Here is a 20621-nt window from a genome sequence, read left to right on the forward strand (position 1 = left end):
TTAGTTCGGCTTGTGCATTAGGTTCAACATTTCACTCAATACTTTTCGGTCGTCAAAGTCGCTGCGAACACCTTTGATTTCCTGATAAGACTCATGACCCTTTCCGGCCACCAGAATAATATCGTTTGGATCAGCCATAGCACAGGCGGCTTTTATCGCCTCTTTCCTGTCTTCAATGACCAATGTCTTTCTAAAGTTGGATGCAGAAACTCCAGCCTGCATGTCCTTCAGAATGTCGCCCGGCTCTTCGAATCGGGGATTGTCTGAAGTCAGTATCACCTTATCGCTCAAGTCGCAGGCTATCTTGGCCATAACAGGCCTCTTCTCTTTGTCTCTGTTGCCCCCGCAGCCCACTACCGTAATCACCTTTTCGTTACCGGTTCTAAACTCCTTAATGGTTGAGAGTACGTTCTCCAGGGCATCGGGCGTATGAGCATAATCGACCAGTGCCGTAATGCCTGTATTTGAATTGACCTGCTCGAATCTTCCGGGGGCTGGATTCAAACTAGACAACTGCTCCAGCACCATGCTTTCGTCTTCTCCCAACAGTACAGCCGCACCATACACCGCCAACAGATTATAGGCATTGAAATCGCCTATAAGCTTAAACCAAACACTCTTTCCCTCAATATCCAGTTCTAAACCCTGTAGTGTATTGGAAAGAATTTTGGCCTTAAAGGCTGCCATAGATTTTAGTGCATATTTATGCTTGGCTGCCTTGGTATTCTGGAGCATTACTGCCCCCCTTTTGTCATCGGCATTAACCAAAGCGAAGGCTGTCGATGGTAGCCCATCGAACAGCAACTTCTTCGCTTTGATGTACTCATCGAAAGTTTTATGATAGTCCAGGTGTTCATGTGAAAGGTTTGTAAAGACAGCTCCTTCATACTTAAGTCCTGCAATTCTGTTTTGCACGATAGCATGGGAACTCGATTCCATAAAACAATGAGTACAGCCTTTGGCCACCATCTGTGCCAAAGTTTTATTTAAAGTGATAGCATCCGGAGTAGTGTGTGTAGCCGGAAGCTCCTCTTCATTAATTTTGTTTACTACAGTAGAAAGCAGACCGGCATTGTAACCAAGCAACCGAAACAGCTGGTGCAATAGCGTAACACAAGTGGTTTTTCCGTTGGTACCGGTTACTCCCACCAGCTTAAGCTTCTCTGAAGGATTGCCATAGTAATTGGCGGCCATAAAGCCGAGGGCTTTGGAAGAATCCTTCACCTGCACAAAAGCAACATTATTGACCAAAGACTCTGGTAGCTCTTCGCAAACTACTGCTACGGCACCCTTTTCTATAGCCATTTCTATATACTCGTGGCCATCGGCCTGAGTACCACGAACTGCTACAAAAGCGGTTCCGGCCTCCACTTTTCTGGAGTCAAAGGCAATGGCTTTTACTTCGGTTTCCATATTGCCTGAAACCGACTGCAACGAGACTTTATACAATATGTCTTTCAATACAGCCATTAGCCTAATTCTAATTCTATTGTTGCTCCTTTAGTTGCCCGAACACCAGCTCCAACCGACTGTCTTTTCACGCGGCCGCTGCCTGAAGCCAAAACTTTTAACCCTATATTTTCAAGGATGTATACCGCATCGCGCAAGGTCATTCCTTCCACATTGGGCACCAATCCTGTATTGTCATGATTTTTCTTCCAAATGACTACGTTATTATTCACCGAACTCCTTACCCAATCGCTAGCCTGCTCATCAGCATAGTTAGATATGCCCAATTGATTACATAGCTCATTGAGTTCCTCTAGCCTTCCGGCTCGTATTACAGGAAATGTACCATTGTTGGCAGCAGTATACTGAGGTGCGAAGGAGTCATGTATATCGAGGTTTTGAGCATAAATCATATCGGCTATTTCTTTGAAAACCGGTGCAGAAACATCTCCACCATAACGATTCCAACCTCTTGGGTTATCGATAATAACTATGCACGAATAGAGTGGATCTTCTGCCGGAAAGTAGCCGGCAAAAGAGGCATAGTAGCTCTGTGTCATATAGCGCCCATTAACCAAACGCTGGGCGGTACCGGTTTTCCCGGCAATCTTATAATGCTCGTTCTTAATGTTTTGGGCCGTACCACGTTCTACCACCCCTTCAAGCATAAGACGCAGCTTCTGCAACGTTTCGTCAGAAGCAATCTTTTTATTCAGCACTTTGGGCTTAAATACCTCAACCGGCTTATTGGCTCTGTTGATGCTTTTTACAATGATGGGTTGAATCATTTTACCATCGTTGGCAACAGCATTATAAAAAGCCAATGTTTGCAGAGGAGTCAGGCCGGTCTCGTAACCTACAGACATCCACGGCAAGCTGGATCCGGACCAGGACGGATCGCTCGGATCTTTAATATAGGGTTCACCTTCGCCCAATAATTGAAAGCCAAGGGGCTGACCTAAGCCAGTTTCTTTGATGAGATCGACAAACTCCTTTGGGTTATCTCCAAAATGCTCAGTCACCAGTTTAGCTATACCCACGTTAGAGGATTTTTCGAATACATCCTGAACGGTTATCTTCCCATATCCTCCACGTTTCACATCAGTAAGCTTGAGCTTACCATCAAAAAACTCAATGGTACCATCACCGGTATCCACACTGTCGGTCAACTCCACCTTGCCTGACTCCAGCAAAGCCAACATGGTAGCTAACTTAAAAGTAGACCCTGGATCGTTTGTAGTACCTATGGCAAAGTTGTATGTCTCGGCATAGTTGCCGGACTCAAGTTTTTCCAGATTAGAAATAGCCTTAATTTCTCCCGTTTTTACCTCCATTAAAACCACAGCTCCATAGTTGGCCTGATAGGTTGAAAGAGCTCTAAGCAAGGCATTTTGTGCTACGTCTTGCAGGTTAATATCTATAGTAGTATGAATATCATAACCATCTACCGGACGCACATCGGTTGAGGCATATACGGGCTTCCAGTTTCCACCAGCCACTCGCTGAAAAAGACCCTCACCATTTTTACCGGAGAGGTAATCATTAAAACTAGCTTCAATACCTACTACGCCTTTTCCATCTCCATTAACTCTGCCAATGGTTCGCTGAGCCAGCTTTTTAAATGGGCGATGTCGATCATCAATCTTTTCGAAAATCACACCACCGCGCATTTGCCCTAAACGAAATATTGGCCAGGTGAGCATTTCCTGACGCCCCTGGTAATTGACCAACTCTCGGTTGAGAATGAGGTATCTGCTTTTCATTTGCCGAGCTTCCGAGATCTTCTTCTTATAGTAGTCTGAAGAATGATCCCGGAAATATTTCGACAGTAGATGTGAAAGGGAGTCTATATTAGACGTAAATGTTTTATTATCGACCAAAGACGGATCGAAGGCCAACCTGTAAAATGGCAGCGAAGTTGCCAGCAGATCGTTTCCTGAAGCATAAATGCTTCCACGGGTAGCCTTAATGGTTCTATAATCCAGGCTACTTTCTTCTGCCAATTGCCTCCAGTGATCACCTTCAACCATCTGGATATCGACCAGCCTATAAATGACAGCGAAAACAAATAACACTGCCACCAAAAAGGCTATCCTTACCCTTAATAGTATGGAGTGCTTAATATTCATCTTCGTCTACAACAATTTTGATTGGCGGTTCTTTGCTTTCTTCCAAACCAAGCTCTTTTACCTTCTTGGCTACTTCAGACTGCTTACTGCTGAACATATACTCTGCTTCAAGAGTAGTTACGTCAGCTCGCAAATCTTCCACTTCCTCTTCGAGCCTATCCAGCTCGCGAGTTGCTCTTTCGGCATAGTGGTTATTCCAAACATAGATGATACCCAACAAGACCGCGAAGACTACTTTTGGGAGGTACTTGACCGGAAAACCGGACTCCCAGGCAGAACCTAACTTTAAACCGGACGCCAAAAACCCGAAGAATCCCTTCCCCGAGCCCTGCTTTTCCGATTTAACTTTAAACCTGTTTTCTGCCATTTTCAATACGCTCAGCTACGCGAAGCTTTGCACTTCTCGATCGGCTGTTTTTTGTTAGTTCTTGTTGGTTTGCCGTTACCGGCTTTCTATTCACTGCCCTAAAGGGCTTTAATTCATTTCCAAAAAAATCTTTCTCCACCTCGCCAAACACCTTGCCTTTGTTGATGTAGTTTTTGACCATCCGATCTTCCAGCGAGTGATAACTCATGACCACCAGCCTTCCTCCCGGATTGAGCACTTCTGCCGACTGCTGCAAAAACTCCTCTAGTGCACCCATCTCGTCATTTACCTCAATGCGAATGGCCTGAAACACCTGAGCGAAGTACTTATTCTCCTTACCTCGCGGAGCAAACTTCTTCAACAGCTCGATTAAATCGAAGGTAGTCTCGAAAGGCCGCGAAAAACGACTCGACACAATGGCAGCCGCCAACGATCGGGCATTTTTCACCTCGCCATAAATACCCAAAACCTTATGCAGGTCTTTTTCTTCGTATTCATTGACTACGGTTTTTGCCGTCTTTTGAGCCGACCGATCCATGCGCATATCCAACTCAGCGTTACCCCGGGTAGAAAACCCTCGAGAAGCCTCATCGATTTGATGCGATGAAATACCTAAGTCTGCCAAAACACCATCAACCCTAGACACCCCATGCAACTTTAAAAACCGCCTGAGGTACCTGAAATTGGCTTGCACGAATGTGAAAGAACGATTATCTATTTCTTCTGCATTTAACCTGGCATCCTCATCCTGGTCGAACCCGAAAAGCCTGCCAGCCCCAGATAAATGCTTAAGTATTTCTTTTGAATGCCCTCCTCCACCGAAGGTCACATCCACGTAAATTCCGTCAGGTTTGATGTTGAGCCCATGAATGCATTCCTGAAGCATTACAGGCACATGATATTCAGCCATTACTTGTTATTCTTCAGCCAAGTACTTTTCGGCAAGCTTTGAATACTCCGAAGTGTCATTAATGAGGTTCTCCTCATACAGATCAGGATTCCAGATCTCAACCCGGTTGCCCAACCCCACTAAAACCACCTCCTTCTCCAACGAAGCATAACTCATCATTCGGGCCGGAATGTTGATTCTACCAGAACCATCCATTTCTATCTCCAGATTTCCCCGAAAGAAACTCCTTTGAAACCTCCTATACTCCTCGTTGAATTCACTCAAAGACCGAACACGGTTGATAATCTTTTTATACTCGATCATAGGATATAAAACCAGACAAGACTCAAAGCCACGCCTAAGCACGAGCTCCTGAGTAGCCACATCGGGCAAAGCAGACTTTACCTTGGCCGGTAAAGCAAGCCTTCCTTTAGCGTCTAGCTTACAATCATATTCACCAGTAAAAAAAGTCATTACACACCTGAACTAATACAAAGATAGAAAAACATTCCACTTCACCCCACTTTTTTCCTTTTTTTCCCACGTTGACTGAAAATTTAAGAAAATCATTCGATTTTGCGCTACCTGAGCTCATTTCTTTTCATTAACCCACCTCACGCAACAAAATCGTAAATAGCTGTAAATCAGATAAATAATATCAAATTCCAAACTATTGTGTCGAAAAAACATGAACTGTGAAGAAAAGTGGTATACGGTGGGAGATTTCCCCAAAATTTTCAAAAACCAGACGACCTGAGCCAAATTTAAGACCCAAAATTGGTACTCAACCTCTTATTAAGCTCAACAAAATCACCGTCTGACGCATGACGTTTGACCACTACAATTGAGCCGTTCTAACCAAAGTTTGAGGCGGACAATAAGGTTATAATCAAATAGAATTGTTGTTAGGGAGACGAGGCTCAGAACCCTTGTCGGACTACAAGTAAATACTTAAACTACTAACTGAATAGCACCCGTTGAAGACCTTCATCGGGTGTTACTATTTTGAACGTTCAATGGTAAACTGCACAAGATCGAGCAAACTCTGGCGGTAGGCCGTTTCGGGCAAATCTAAAAGCACCTCTCGCGATTTCTGATAATACCCTTGCATTACCTCCTTAGCGTACTCAATACCCCCGGACTGCTTCACATAGTCTATTACCTCTTGTACTTTTTTATTGGTTTGCCTGTTGCTCTTTACAATACTCTTGATTCTTCGTCTATCTCCATTACTAGCCTTGGAAAGAGCATAAATAAGCGGAAGGGTCATTTTCTTTTCCTTAATATCTATCCCCAATGGTTTGCCAATTTCACTGGTGCCATAATCAAAGAGATCGTCTTTTATCTGGAAAGCCATACCTACGTTAAGACCAAACTCTTTCATTTTTTGAATGGTTTGCAAAGACGCCCCCGATGAAGCCGCCCCTACCGCACAGCATGAAGCAATGAGCGAGGCGGTTTTCTGCCTGATCACATCATAGTAGATTTCTTCCGTAATATCCAGGTTGCGGGCCTTGGCCATTTGAAGCAACTCTCCTTCAGACATCTCGCGAACAGCCTCTGAGACTATCTTTAGCAGGTCGAAATCTTCATGATCTACCGAGAGCAACAACCCGCGTGATAACAGGTAATCGCCCACCAATACGGCAATCTTATTTTTCCAAAGTGCATTGATAGAGAAAAACCCTCTTCTGAAGTTCGAATCGTCTACCACATCATCGTGCACCAAGGTGGCAGTGTGCAGTAATTCTATTAAAGAAGCTCCTCTGTAGGTTCTATCGGTAATTTGCCCACAGGCTCCTGCTGTAAGAAATACAAACATAGGGCGCATTTGTTTTCCTTTGCGCTTCACTATGTAACTCATGATTTTATCGAGCAAGAAGACTTTGCTCTTCATGAAGGAACGGAATTTCTCCTCGAAATCTATCATTTCCGAGGCTATGGGCGCCTGTATTTCTTTGAGTTGAAGAGCCATTAGACTTGAGTGCTACAATATTAATAGGTAAACTAGCAACGGCAAAAACATAAACATAAATTCGAAGGATGGAGGTGCAGGAACTGACGAAAAAAGAACTTTTAATTGAAGGAAGCTTAAATCAAAAACCAATAACTGCCGATATTACCTATCTAAACAATGGTATTGCCAAGCCCATCATTCTCTTTGCCCATGGCTTTAAGGGATTTAAAGATTGGGGGCCCTGGTCTCTTCTTTCGGAAAAAGCAGCTCTGGAGGGCTTCTGCTTTCTCAAGTTCAACTTTTCTTACAATGGCGTAACTCCTGAAAATCTAAATGAGATTACAGACAAGGAGGCTTTTGGCTACAACAATTTTAGCCGGGAAATTGAAGATATAGACAGGCTCCTTACCTATCTGGAACTAACCCTGAGCAAGGAAATACAAACCTTAGACCTAAATCGCATATACCTGATCGGGCACAGCCGCGGAGGGGGTATATCTATTATTAAAGCGGCAGAAGATGCTCGAATAAAAAAGCTGGCCACATGGGCTTCTGTCCACGACTTTGCTTCTCGTTTTACCGAAGCTGAACTCACTTACTGGAAAACTCATGGGGTGGTGTATGTAAAAAACTCCCGAACCGGAGAAGATTACCCCATGTACTATCAGTTTGCCGAAGATTTCTCCAGAAACGGAGACCGATTCCTTATAGCCAGGGCTATGGAGAAAGTATGGCAACCAATGCTTATTATACATGGCACAAACGATGAAACTGTCAATATAAATGCAGCTTTTCAACTGCATCAATGGAAACCGGAGAGCAAGCTTTTTATCCTAAACAAGGCCAACCATACTTTTGGAGCTCGGCATCCGCACATGGATAAAAACCTACCTCAAGACCTTGAATTGGCTTTGGAAAAGACCTTAACCTTCTTTAATGACTGACACCCCCTACTGACGCTTGGGTACAAATCTTAGCTGCAGTTCAAGACCTATGTAGGCGTGCCTTCCTGCACGGCCACGCACCTCTTTACTCAGCCAGTTGTAGGTTACTTTAAGAGTAGAGTTTTCTGAGCTGGTAGCCCACCCCAAGCGCATGTGCCTTACCCAAGGCATTATTTCTTCAGTGTGTGGGGCATTGGTATTAAAGGCATGCCCCTGTATGGTGGCGTTGTGTACCACACCTTCCAAACCATAGCCTAAAAAGAAGTAGTTGTGGGTTTCCATGCTGCGGCTACCTTCGCCAATCAGAGCATTCACAAAAGCACTCTTACTAAGACTCCTCAAATGTCCAAACCTCAGGTCTATTCGCTGCCTGGCATTCACAAAGGCGTTGCCCAACTGCATGGCCGATGTAGTTATTAGATCGAACCGGCTTGGCACCAGCACAAACTGCCGGTTATACTCTAGCGAAAAATTAAACACAAATCCATTGGGTATTTGGTTTTTCCACCCCTGCGGTTGTGGAAAGCCAAACTGCTTATGGTACCATTCCTGAAATGCCTGCGCTCCGGATGCCTTGCCCATTACTCCCAGCTCTATGCCGTAGCTAATGCGTTTATAGGTTTCAGGGAATTCGGCCACTTGAAAATTACCATTGAGCAGTCCGGCATAAGGCCTGTAATATGCCTCGGGGTTTATTATTCGCAGGTCTTGGGGAGTCCAAAAACGCTGAGCCAGGCCTACTTCATAAATTACCTTTTTGGAAGATTTTTTGTTTTTGGGCAAAAAGCGGTAGTTAAAGAACATTCCATTGGAGTAGTACCGATCAATGCCGAGAAACAGGTATACGTCATTTTCATTGACAATAGAAAACTCGCGGTTTCTAAACTCGGTTTGAGCCTGTAGCCCAAAAGAAATTAATAAAGATGCAAAGACAATTGGCCTGAGAAACCTCATGTATTCGTAGATTGAGCGCAAAAGTGTGAATTAATTTTCGCTTACACCACACTTTTAGCCGAAATGGAAAGACTGCTAAACCAACTAAACAAGCGTAAAAGCACCAACTCTTTCAGGGAGTTGCGCACTCCAACCAAGGGATTGATCGATTTTTCATCGAACGATTACCTGGGTCTGGCCCAATCGAAAGAATTAAAGGAGACTATTATGGAGCGATACAGCTCTATGCACAGTCTCAATGGCTCTACAGGCTCACGATTGATCACCGGCAACTCTCAACTCACTGAAGCTACGGAGTCGTTGTTGGCCGATGTTTTTCAGTCTGAAAGCACCCTGGTCTTCAATTCCGGATACATGGCCAATCTGGCCTTGTTCTCAGCCATTCCGCAACGAGGCGACACCATACTGTACGATGAGCTCTCTCATGCCTGCCTTAAAGACGGTGCGCGATTGAGTCTGGCTCGCAAGATGCCTTTCAAACACAATGCGCTAGATGATCTTTCCCGAAAACTGGAACAATCGGAAGGCCAGGTATATGTGGCAGTAGAGTCAGTCTATTCGATGGATGGAGATGCCGCTCCGCTCCAAGAATTGGTGACACTAACACAAAAACACAAGGCCCATCTCATTATAGATGAAGCGCATAGCACAGGTGTTTTCGGAAAAAATGGTAGCGGAATGGTAAATGAGCTTGGGCTTGGTGAACAGGTTTTTGCTGTAGTATACACCTTTGGTAAAGGCATGGGTATTCATGGTGCGGCCATAGCCACCAATGCCACAGCAAAAGACTATCTCATTAACTTTTCCCGCCCCTTTATTTATACCACGGCACCCTCCGATTTCGAGCTTATTTCTATTCAGGAAGCTTTCGGGCAGCTTAGTTCTGCCCCATGGCGACAGTTAAAGCTACAAGCCAACAGTCAACTATTCAACTCGTTATTACCCGAAAACGCCTCCCCTTCGGCCATCAAGGCTGTAGTAGTTGGCGGAAATGATAAAACCAAATTGGTAGCCTCAGAGTTACTGCAACTAGGGCTGGATGTACGGCCCATTTTAAGTCCGACAGTAAAAGAAGGCACCGAACGCCTTCGGATTTGCCTGCACAGCTTTAATACTGAAGAAGAAATTGTATTACTTTGTGGGCAACTGAAAAGACTGACTAAGAGAAGCGACTCGTAATGGTCGGCTTTTGAACATATTTAATACTGAATGCAATCCAACTCTAAAGATTACACCAAGAAGAAGTACGATCAGGTATTGCCGGGTGGAATAAATGAATGGCCAGTAGTGGCTCTTAGCCGCAACAGAGCGGAATTTATTAAAGAAGTAACTGAGGAGAGCATACGCAGAATAAAAGCCAACAATAAATCGCGTGAGGCACTCATAGAAGAAATTGAGACAACCCTCTTTAGAGAAAAACTACGGATTAAAAGAAACCCATGGGCAGTAGACCCGCCCGATGAAGCCGCCTTTCTTAACTCAATTAAGGAACGGTTGCTGGACATTGCACAAACTGAAGACGACAAAGCCAAAGACGAGCAACTGGACGCCATTCTTTACGACATCATTGGCCGGTACTCCAATGAAATAGCGGGTAACTTTAAAAAATCACGCTACCGGATGGCCCGCTCCATCGTTACTTTTGGTTTTGCCCGATTGCTCAATGCCTCACGGGCCAGAGGGTTTTGGTCTATTTTCAGTACACAGTATACCCTGCAAGACAAAATTCATATTACAGGCGAGGTTGAACAATTGCGCACACTGGCCAAGAAGGGCACCATTATTATGGTTCCTACTCATTTCAGCAACCTGGACTCTATACTAATTGGCTGGGTAATTAGCACACTGGGTCTACCAGCATTTATTTATGGTGCAGGACTCAACCTTTTTAACATTCGCATGTTTGCCTACTTTATGAACAGCCTGGGGGCTTATAAGGTAGACAGGCGCAAAAAGAATATGCTGTATCTGGAAACGCTTAAGGCCTACTCCAGTTTGGCAATTCAACGGGGCTGCCATAGCCTCTTCTTTCCGGGAGGTACCCGGTCTCGCTCCGGGCAAATCGAAAAACGGCTGAAACTGGGACTTTTAAGCACGGCTATTGAAGCCCAACGGGTAAACTATCAGAAAGGAAAACGCGATGCCCTGGAAAAAATATTTGTAGTTCCCGTTACCCTCAACTATCATTTTGTACTCGAAGCTCCTAGCCTTATCCGTCAGTACCTTAAGCTTCAGGGGCAGGAACGATACTATGTAGAAAATGACGAATACTCTACATCATACAAGATTTCTACCTTTTTGCTGAAATTCTTTACTAAGGGCTCTGATATATCGGTTTCTATCGGTAAAGCTATGGATGTGTTGGGCAACTATGTTAATGATCAGGGCGAAAGCTTCGACAAGCACGGACGCATTATAGATACACAAGAATACTTCACTCAAGACGGGCGTATAATTTCGCAAAATCAGCAACGCGAAGATGAGTATACGCGCATGCTGAGTGAACGAATAGTAGAAGAGTACCATCGCATTAACAAAGTATTTGCCAGCCACCTGGCAGCATTTACAGCCTTTGTTATACTTCAAAAGAAATTCAAGAAACTAGACTTATATAACATATTGCGTCTTCCTGAAGAAGACCTTGTAATTCCCTATGAGGAGTTCAAGACCTCTTTCGAAAGCGTGCTAACCAAGGTTCACCGCATGCACAATGCCGGTGAGATAGGCGTCTCTCCATACCTGACCGGAGAAGTCGATAAGATCATAGATCATGGTTTAAAAAATGTGGGCATGTACCACTCCAAACGACCATTGATTAAGAACAAGAAGGGTGATATTACTACGCAAGATCTAAACCTGTTGTACTATTATCATAACCGACTAGTAGGCTACAATCTCGAAAAATATGTCTGAGCAATTGGTGGGTGTAATCGGAGCAGGAAGCTTCGGAACAGCCGTTTCCAACATACTGGCCAAAAACGTGAACGTGCTACTTTATGCACGAAACACAGAAACCATTGCTGAAATTAAGAAAACCCGCACCTGTGCAGGGCAAAAGCTTTCCGATCGGGTAGAGATCACCAACAACCTATCGGATTTGCCCCAAAACTGCAATGTCCTTTTCCCCATGGTTCCCTCAGCATCGTTCCGGGAAATGGTTCTGAGTCTGGCACCTCACCTGCGGCCCTACCACATGATGATTCATGGCACCAAGGGGCTCCATCTGGAGCTGCCGGAAAAAAAGGCCCCGGATTTCGTGCTCAACAAAAGCAACCTCTACACCATGAGCGAGTTAATTCGCAAAGAAACCGTGGTTGTTCGGGTTGGCTGTATGGCCGGTCCCAATCTGGCCTCTGAACTTTCTATGGGACACCCGGCAGCTACCGTTATAGCCTCGCCCTTCAATGAGGTAATTAGCAAAGGCAAAAGTCTGCTCCGCTCAGAAAACTTCCAGGTGTATGGCAATGCCGACCTTCGGGGAGTAGAGCTGTGCGGTATTCTTAAGAACATTATTGCCATTGGCTCCGGAATTCTCTCCGGCCTGGGGCTTGGCGAAAACTCCCGCGGTCTTCTAGTGAGCCGTGGCTTGGTAGAAATGATCTACCTGGGCAAGGCACTCGGAGGCGAAATATCTTCTTTCGTAGGCCTGGCCGGCATTGGCGATCTGGTGGCCACTACCACCAGTACCAGCAGTAGAAACTATACGCTTGGCCATAAAATTGGCAAAGGAGCCACATTGCAAGAAGCTCTTGGCGAAATGGAAGAAACTGCCGAAGGTGTAAACACCATACGCATTATTAAACAACTGGCCGATAGCCAGGGACTAAAACCACTAATAACAGAGACCCTGTTTAAAATTCTTGAAGGAGAAATGACAGCCGAACAGGGTGTAAACTATCTGATGCGCTATCAGGGGAATATTGATATCAACTTTCTTTAGCCAACTTTTCCATCGCTTCAAGCCGTTGCAATAGTGGAGGATGTGAGTAATGAACAAAGACATAAGCAGGATGCGGGCTAAGATTGCTAAGACTTGAGGCTGAAAGCTTTTTGAGTGCAGTCATTAAAGGTTGGGCAGCATAGGTGCTTGCCGCAAAAGCATCCGCTTCATACTCATTCTTTCGGCTCAATGCGTTCATCAACAAGCCTGTGAGTCTGGAAATTGGCGTATACAACAGGCCAAAGGCTATAAAATTGAGGTGAACAGCCAATTGATTTCCTCCAAGAGCCAAAGACAAATTCTCATTGAACATAAACAGAGAAAGCACATAGAAAGTAATCGCCAGCTGTACCACACTAATCAACAGGCTCATCACAATGTGTTTCTTTTTATAATGTCCTACCTCATGAGCCAGCACAGCCACTAATTCTTCGGTAGTGTGCTTTTCAATAAGGGTATCGTAAAGCACAATCTTTTTTTGCTTACCTAGGCCGGAAAAGAAAGCGTTGGCTTTTGTAGACCTCTTGGAGCCATCAATTACAAAGATATTTTTAAGCGGAAACCCTACACTGTTGCTATAGGCTACAATTTGCTCCTTCAGCTCCCCGTCTTCAAGAGGCTTAAGCTTATTGAAAAGAGGCAAGATGAGTGAAGTATAAAAGAGATTCATTACCAGCATAAACAGCGATACAAGCCCCAGGCCATACAGCCAAAACTGAGCTCCAAGTTCCCGTATAATCCACAGCAGCGCATACCCAAGCCCACCACCAATAAGCGCTATCAGCAAATAGCCCTTCAGCTTGTCGGTAATAAATGTTTTTAAGGTTGTTTTGTTAAAACCGAATCGCTCTTCCAGCACAAAGGTGGCATAGTAAGCAAAGGGAATATTTACCCAGTCAGACAACAGAAAGAGCACACCAAAAAAGGACAGCGAGAGCAGTATAGGGTCGTCTATGGAGTCTCTCAGCCAGGCGTCCAGCCAACCAAAAAGGCCAAGTGATAAAACCAAAAGGGTAAGTAATGTACTAAAAGCCGAGGTAACAAAACCAAACTTTGCCTTGGCCTTCTGGTATTGCTGCGATCTGGCATATTCGTCAGCCTCATACAAGCCTTCGAGCTTTTCGGGCAATTTAGTTTTTGAGTGGCGCAGGTTGAGGTAGTCTAATCCCTGGTCAACCACATAATCGACCAATACAATACCAACAATCAGGTAAAGCCACTCTTCTGGAGTCATACAACATACTTTAATTCTTCGGACAAGGTATTCTCCATCTATCCCTTGGCACCTTCACGGGCTTGTTGAAATTGAGGAAATAGGCCATGGAAAATTCATGAGCTCCCCCCGCCTCAATACCCAAATCGGAAATGGTATAATCGAAACTATAGCCAATATTGAAATTGTTGGTGGTAACCCCCAGCGAAAATATAATAGCCTCATTATTGGGGAAGTTCTCAAACTGATTAAAAGGTACTCCCCTGTACTGTATACCTAGGTTAATAGGCTCAAGGTGTACAAAGGCACCCACGTCTAACTGAGAAAACTTACCTTGTTGCTTGTACTGAAACACAGGGGTAATGGAGCGTTCGGCATAGGTGTAAGTCAGGTCTTTACGTAAAGGTCCTCTTCCTATCTTAAACTTAATTCCCCCATGCAGAGTAATGCGCTGCGGCAAGGGGCTGTCTCCTCCAATAATGGACTGATTGGGCTCTGTGAGGTGTTGTACGGCAGCCCCTAAAAAGAGCCTTCTGGAATAAAGCACCCCTCCCACACTTAAGTCGCCAAAGCTAACCCTTAAATCACGGTTGGCCACTGATGGATCTGTGATGGTTCTATCTATAGCTCCTGTAATTGGGTCTATTTGGTTGGCAAATACTAAACTCTGAAAGCCCGCATTCCGATTGAAATAGTTGTATTGAATTCCCGGTCTGAACACCAGGTTATCATTGATCTTTAGCTGATAGGCATAACTAAGCCCTATATTGGTAGACTGCAGTCCGGCATGGCCTTCTCTGTCAGTAGTAATAATCATACCTATACCACTATTGTACTTATACATAAAGTGGTCGGCATAAAAAGAAAAGGTTACAAAAGAAGATTGCAGATTGGGCCACTGGTTTCGATAGTTCACCCCCATTCGGGTATATTCAGAGGCTCCGGTAAAGGCCGGGTTTATATAAAGCGGGGCGGCATAAAATTGCGAGAACTGAGGGTCTTGCGCCTTTAAATCGCTCAAAGTGAATAAACTGATTAAGGAAATAAGTACTATGCCTGCTCTTCGCATGTAAGTTTTAACAATTAAACGGAAAGAAACCCTGTCACTATTATACTATAGTTTGCCAATTTTTAATTTTTCTACGAGAAGAGCTCGTTTCCACATAGAAGAATTCCGTTATCTTAGGGCATCATAACGAAGGGCTGAATATAATAAAAACCTTTATAACTGCGTATTATGGGTATGATTTCAGCCAATTGTCCATAAGATAAAAGATAAACGTGTCCGCAAAGAAGATTGCTCAGTTCTTAACTGTGTTTCTGTTAACCACTTTCACATTAACAGCGCAGAATTATACCCAGCACAATTGGTATTTCATGGGGAACAATCAGGCATTGATCTTTGGCAAATCGCCCGAAGCCCCTCCCATTCTTCATCCGGGTAAAATTCCTCAAAACAATATTGGAGAGAAGGTAACGGCCACTTCTCCACTTTCTGGCGACTTATACTTCTATTCCGATGGCATAAATATTTATGATGGCACCAACCAGGTTATGCAAAATGGAACGGGCATACTTACCGACCCCAATGCCATACAGGCAATGAGTACAAGCCCGGCCCCGGGAGTGGGCAATGAACTTATTCAATATCTTCTGCACAGAAATGCAGCCGGAGAAATTTTATGGACTGCTGTCAACACCGGTCTGGCCGGTAACCGCACCGATGGTCCTCCGGCCGGAGTAGTGCTGGCACAAAAAAATATGCCTACCGGCATTACCGACAGAGGTGATGGTATGATAGTCATCGGTTCACGCGATTTAGAAGAATTCTGGTTGCTAAGCCAGAACGCCACCACGGGAATCATTGAATTGCATAGCATTCCTGAACCCGGAGGAACGTTCGATCTGGTTGCTAACCTAAACCTTACATCACCCATACGGGCTCAGCATTTTGCCCTTCATGCGGCTACCGGACAAATAGCCATAATCCCGGCCAACAATACCAACATAGAAGTTATTCAGTTCGAAGAAACCGGTGGCCCCGGACCACAGCTCAACACCGTGAGAACCATTCTCAATTCTTTCGCGGCCGGTCAGACCTTTGGAGGTTCGGCCGGATGGTCACTATCAGGTAACTACCTCTACTTTAGCCGAAACAGAGCCACCGAAGGGGGCTTGTATCGATTCAACATGTTCGATTCGCGTCCCGATGCATCGATAGAGACAGTACAAACGTATGGCTCTTTACAGAGCAGAAGCCTTCAACTGGCTCCCGACAGCACCATTTACCACATTACGCAAGACATTGGTGGTGCCACCACCCATCTCAACCGAATTAATCAGCCCGATAGCGTTGTAGCGCGCATTCAGTATGAAGCTAACCTTTTCAGCGATGTCAACCCACAATCCAACTATTTCAGTCAGTTCAGCCCACTTAAAAATACGCAGCCGTTTATTGAGGTGGGCGTTCAGGACGGCACCTTGTGCATGAATACTCCCATACAGTTTTATGTATCATTCGAGCCTAGCACTATAATACCGGGCAGCATTAACTGGGACTTTCAACCCATAAATTTACAGTCCAATATGCAAGCTCCATTGGTTACGCTAGACCAGGCAGGCCCCTTGCTGGCTACTGTTTCTATGGAAGTTAACGGACTGACCTATTCCGGCATACTCAATACTCAGGTGGAGCAAAACGACCTTCAGTTGTCTTTGCCCGATACCACAATTTGCCCTGGAGAAACTTTGACACTGGATGCACAACCTCAGAGCTCCGGAGGCGGAGGAGGCGGTGGCGGTGGCACCGGCTCATACGATTACCTCTGGAGCACGGGAGAAACTACTCAGACCATCGATGTGACCGAATCGGGAGATTACTGGGTGGTGGTTACACCAACGGGAGGCGGATGTCCGGTGTATGGCACAGCCAGAGTTACCGTATATGGCGATGAAGGCCAAACAGCCAACATCTGGTATTTTGGCAATGGTGCGGGTATAGATTTTAATGAAGAAGAAGGGCTTGATCCTCCTCCTCGCAGTATAACCGACCCCCACGCCATGAACGCACCGGCCGGTACCTCTACCATTTCCGATGCCAATGGCGATGTACTATTCTATAGCAATGGGAAAACCGTTTGGAACAGAGAAAATGGTGTAATGCCCAATGGCACCAACATAGGAGGAGATAGTGTGGCTGTTCAGGCAGTAATTATTGTGCCATTTCCCGAAGATGAAACCCTGTACTACCTCTTCACCACCCAGGAAGTATACGGTTCTAACATTTATGCGCTAAAATATTCTGTGGTAGATATGAAAGCCGATAATGGCCGGGGAGACGTTGTGCTGAAAGATATTATCCTATACACCAATAATACAGAAAGGCTGGCTGCCTACGAAGTTGGTGGAGGTTTTTGGTTACTGGCCCATGAGTTCGGGAACAACACCTTTAGGTCGTATCCGATAACAGCCGATGGTATTGGAGCCCCCGTGCTGTCTTCGGCCGGATCGGTCCATTCGTTCAACGATGCCGCCAGTGCACAAACCGGTATGAAATTCTCCAGCGATGGTCAGCGTGTGGCCGTAGCTCTAATTGAAGGTACCGAGGACTATGTAGAGCTTTTCGATTTCGATCCTCAAACCGGTGAAATTGTAGAGTTTGAGTACCGAATAGACCTCAACGAAGGAGGCAGTGCCAATGATGAGGTTTATGACGTACATTTTTCAACAGGAGGAATTAAGCTGTTTGCCACCATGAACAACCGATCGGGAAGCAGCCCGGGTGGAAGAATATTGGAGTACCGGGTAGACTCCTTCTCTACTGAGGCTTCCAGGCTAGCCTCCAAAGCCGATATAACCAGCGGCCAAAATCAGAATGTGAATTATGGACAAATACAAACCGGTCCCAACGGAGCCATCTACGTAGCTGTAGAAACTCCGGGTAATCCGGGAGGTTCCGCTTTTGTAGCCTCCATCAACGCCAATGAAGACACCACAGCCAACTCAGGATTCACCCCTCAGGCTGTAGTGCTTACAGTTGGGCATTCAAGGCTTGGCCTGCCCAATTTTGTGCAAAACAATGCCAACCCGCAACAACTGCCGGGCATGAGTGCCCCAGACGAAACCTGTGTGGAAGAGCGCATTGCTATGAGCGGAACGGGCACCTCCGATATTGATGAGTTCTATTGGAGCATTACCAGGCAGAGCGACAACAACACGGTGTTCAGTGCTCAAGGGCAAGACACAGCCTACGTGTTTACCGAAGATCAAACAGGGCTTTTCAACATTTCGCTCAACATCGTAAACCGCTGTGGCCTTGATACTACCCTGGTACAGCAAATAGAAGTTTTTGCAACACCTGATCCTCCAATGATTCCGCAAGCCATTTCACTTTGCGAAGGAGACACTTATACCCTGGATGCTCTAGGGCAGGGAAATCCGGACGATCCGGGACTTACATTTGAGTGGACCGATAGCCAAGGCACAGTAGTATCGACCAGCAGAACCTTTACAGTTACTCAAGAAGAAATCTATACCGTTACCATCAGTAATGCACTGGGTTGTTATAGTTCGGGCGAAACGTTTGTTGGACCTCCTTTCGAAATTAATCTGCCGGAAGCCAGCACCATTTGTCAGAATGGAGCCCTGACACTAGACCCGGAGGTTACAGCCAACAATTACATCTGGACCGTACGAAACCCCGACAACTCTACCACAACTCTGCCTAATCAGAGAAGAGCAACGGTTGACAGCAGCAATCCGGGAGAATACTTGTACGTGGTATCTATTGAAGACCCCATCAATGCCGGCTGTTTTGTGAACGACACTACTCGGGTAACCATTAACCCCTTGGCGCAAGCTACTGCAACCAATATTGTAAACCCTGCCTGCGGGGCCAGCAATGGTAGCTTTGAGCTAAACATTTCCACAACAGGAAGTTACTCATATACCGTTACCGGCAACTCTACCGGGCAAGTGGCACAAAACTCAATTGCGGGTCCGGCTGTTGAACCGGTAAGCAACCTGGCAGCCGATACTTATACCGTAACTATTACCGATAACAGCAGTGGTTGTGTTCAAACTCTGGACAACATACAGGTGCAAAATGATCCGCCTGACTTTACCATCTCCAATGTAACAGCTACCGATGCGGACTGTAGCAATCCCACCGGCTCTATTCGGGTTACGCTTGACACGGATGTTTTCCCGATTAGCTATGTACTCACCAACAACGATAACGGAAATACGACTTCCGATACCATAAATTCAGCAATTGCCGCCACTACATACGACTTTGAGGTAAGCGGCTTAAGTGGAGGAACGTATGATCTTGAGGTTACATCGAATGGAAACTGCGTGCAAAGTCAAACAGGTATAGTCATTAATGAACCTCAACCGGTTCAGAACTTACAAATTAACGGAGACACGGAGGTTTGTGCTGTAAATCCTAGCACCAGCCTAACCGCTACTTCAGACAACGGCACTGACTACACTTGGGTCACACCAAGTGGAACAACAGTAAATGGCGCTACAATAACCGCTACTGAGTCTGGTGATTACACCGTGACAGCCGATGCTCCTGGCACAGCATGCCCTACTTCCGAAACCGTAACTGTAACACTTACTGTTCAGCCAGATGTAAGCTTCACTGTTGGTGATGTTTGTACAGGTGAAGCTCGCCTTGAGGCCGTCATTAATAATACTCAGTCTAATGCCTCTTACAACTACAGATGGACTAACGGTAGTGGAGATGTTATTGGAACAAGTAGAGCCATTACCGTAACTACCACCGATAATTATACATTAACGGTTAGAGAAGCCGGAGACCTAACTTGCCCTGGTACTTACAGCGAAGCAATTGATATTCCAGAAGAGCTTGAAGCAACTATTACTTCTTCTCCTGCTTGTGACGATGGTTCACCCGTAACACTTACTGTAGATGTTACCTCGGGCAATGCAACTAGTTTTACTTGGGTAAGAGGAGAAAATACTCCTGTACCTCAAACAGGATCTACTATTAGTGTAGACGATGAAGGGGCTTACACAGTAACCATATCTAATGGCACCTGCTCTATTCAAAGAAGCATTAATGTTAGAAGACAAGCTATTCCTGAAGGCCTGCTTCCTGAGGTGGAATACTATTGCTCCACCCGAACATCCAATCCTGTGCTTTTGGCCGGAAGAGGCTTTGAAACTTACGAATGGACCCGCAACGGTCAGCCCTACCCCCAGGGAGGAAGAACACTTGCGGTGGAAGGCCCGGGAGAGTATGTCGTAACTATGACTACCGCCATTGGTTGTGTTCGCACCGATTCGGTAACCATTATTGAAAGTTGCGATCCGGAGGTTATTGCTCCCAATGCTTTTGCACCAAGCAGCCCTGCGCCAAACAATACCTTCTCTGTGTTCCCGAATGACTTTGTCGATAACTTCCAGATTTTCATTTACACCCGCTGGGGTGAGCTTATTTACCAAAGCAACTCGGTAGATTTTAAATGGGATGGCACCTTTAACGGTGAATTGGTTCCTCTTGGTACGTATCCCTATGTAATCCGGTTTACCTCGCGCTTTGAGCCGGAAAGAGGTCAGTTTGAACAGAAAGGAGCAGTAACTGTAGTTCGTTAAAATAGAACGCTTACTATTGAGGTAATAAGGTACTCCACAAACACCACTAGCCGCAAGAATAGGGAGCATGTATCCTTACAATCATGCATGCGGCTTAAAAAAGAGACTGTCTCACTCCCCCGTATCAAACATTACAGGCTTGTGAGACAGTCTTT

Annotated in this window: 14 protein-coding genes; 5 read left to right on the forward strand and 9 right to left on the reverse strand. The window is 45.4% G+C overall.

Going from position 1 to position 20621, the window contains the following annotated elements:
• The 6 genes from B3O12_RS09670 to B3O12_RS09695 form a co-directional block, all read right to left on the reverse strand.
• Positions 1–1470, reverse strand: coding sequence for a UDP-N-acetylmuramoyl-L-alanyl-D-glutamate--2,6-diaminopimelate ligase (locus tag B3O12_RS09670; protein WP_286756150.1), 1470 nt, complete (start codon positions 1468–1470; stop codon positions 1–3).
• On the reverse strand, positions 1470–3578 hold the full coding sequence (locus B3O12_RS09675; RefSeq protein ID WP_189630182.1) for a penicillin-binding protein: 2109 nt from the start codon (positions 3576–3578) through the stop codon (positions 1470–1472). The genes B3O12_RS09670 and B3O12_RS09675 overlap by 1 nt, the downstream gene beginning before the upstream one ends.
• The gene (locus B3O12_RS09680) at positions 3568–3945 is read right to left on the reverse strand and encodes an FtsL-like putative cell division protein (protein ID WP_189630181.1); all 378 of its coding nucleotides are present in this window, start codon (positions 3943–3945) and stop codon (positions 3568–3570) included. The genes B3O12_RS09675 and B3O12_RS09680 overlap by 11 nt, the downstream gene beginning before the upstream one ends.
• Entirely contained in the window at positions 3926–4855 is a 930-nt protein-coding gene (rsmH, locus tag B3O12_RS09685) for a 16S rRNA (cytosine(1402)-N(4))-methyltransferase RsmH (protein ID WP_286756151.1), read from the reverse strand. Before rsmH ends, B3O12_RS09680 begins: the two co-directional genes overlap by 20 nt.
• A gap of 6 nt (positions 4856–4861) precedes the next feature.
• Positions 4862–5308, reverse strand: coding sequence for a division/cell wall cluster transcriptional repressor MraZ (gene mraZ, locus B3O12_RS09690; RefSeq protein WP_189630179.1), 447 nt, complete (start codon positions 5306–5308; stop codon positions 4862–4864).
• Positions 5309–5834: 526 nt separating this feature from the next.
• Entirely contained in the window at positions 5835–6809 is a 975-nt protein-coding gene (locus tag B3O12_RS09695) for a polyprenyl synthetase family protein (protein WP_189630178.1), read from the reverse strand.
• A gap of 68 nt (positions 6810–6877) precedes the next feature.
• Between B3O12_RS09695 and B3O12_RS09700 the strand changes: the two genes are divergently transcribed.
• A complete protein-coding gene (locus B3O12_RS09700; RefSeq protein ID WP_286756152.1) occupies positions 6878–7735 on the forward strand; it encodes an alpha/beta hydrolase family protein in 858 nt (285 codons plus the stop codon).
• Between the two features lie 6 nt (positions 7736–7741).
• Here the strand turns inward: B3O12_RS09700 and B3O12_RS09705 are convergent, their stop codons facing one another.
• Positions 7742–8689, reverse strand: coding sequence for a lipid A deacylase LpxR family protein (locus B3O12_RS09705; protein ID WP_286756153.1), 948 nt, complete (start codon positions 8687–8689; stop codon positions 7742–7744).
• A gap of 63 nt (positions 8690–8752) precedes the next feature.
• On the opposite strand from B3O12_RS09705, the gene B3O12_RS09710 reads away from it, so the two are divergent.
• Genes B3O12_RS09710 through B3O12_RS09720 form a run of 3 tightly spaced genes read left to right on the forward strand, consistent with a single transcriptional unit; the run spans position 8753 to position 12629 of the window.
• Positions 8753–9868 carry an aminotransferase class I/II-fold pyridoxal phosphate-dependent enzyme gene (locus tag B3O12_RS09710; RefSeq protein WP_286756155.1) on the forward strand — a complete coding sequence of 372 codons (1116 nt, stop codon included), beginning with the start codon at positions 8753–8755 and terminating at the stop codon, positions 9866–9868.
• 30 nt (positions 9869–9898) lie between these two features.
• Positions 9899–11602, forward strand: a complete 1704-nt coding sequence (locus tag B3O12_RS09715; RefSeq protein ID WP_189630174.1) for a 1-acyl-sn-glycerol-3-phosphate acyltransferase — start codon at positions 9899–9901, stop codon at positions 11600–11602.
• Positions 11595–12629 carry an NAD(P)H-dependent glycerol-3-phosphate dehydrogenase gene (locus B3O12_RS09720; RefSeq protein WP_286756156.1) on the forward strand — a complete coding sequence of 345 codons (1035 nt, stop codon included), beginning with the start codon at positions 11595–11597 and terminating at the stop codon, positions 12627–12629. The genes B3O12_RS09715 and B3O12_RS09720 overlap by 8 nt, the downstream gene beginning before the upstream one ends.
• On the opposite strand, the gene B3O12_RS09725 is transcribed toward B3O12_RS09720, so the two are convergent.
• The gene (locus B3O12_RS09725) at positions 12616–13863 is read right to left on the reverse strand and encodes a M48 family metallopeptidase (protein WP_286756157.1); all 1248 of its coding nucleotides are present in this window, start codon (positions 13861–13863) and stop codon (positions 12616–12618) included. The two genes, B3O12_RS09720 and B3O12_RS09725, sit on opposite strands and share 14 nt — an antisense overlap.
• Before the next feature lie 10 nt (positions 13864–13873).
• Positions 13874–14911, reverse strand: coding sequence for a PorP/SprF family type IX secretion system membrane protein (locus B3O12_RS09730; protein ID WP_286745002.1), 1038 nt, complete (start codon positions 14909–14911; stop codon positions 13874–13876).
• A 308-nt stretch (positions 14912–15219) separates the two neighbouring features.
• Here B3O12_RS09730 and B3O12_RS09735 point away from each other — a divergent pair, with 308 nt between their 5' ends.
• Positions 15220–20466: a gliding motility-associated C-terminal domain-containing protein gene (locus tag B3O12_RS09735; protein WP_286756158.1), complete on the forward strand. Its 5247-nt coding sequence runs from the start codon at positions 15220–15222 to the stop codon at positions 20464–20466.
• Positions 20467–20621 lie beyond the last annotated feature (155 nt).

The organism is Roseivirga sp. UBA838, from assembly GCF_002296035.1.
GTDB classification, from domain to species: domain Bacteria; phylum Bacteroidota; class Bacteroidia; order Cytophagales; family Cyclobacteriaceae; genus Roseivirga; species Roseivirga thermotolerans.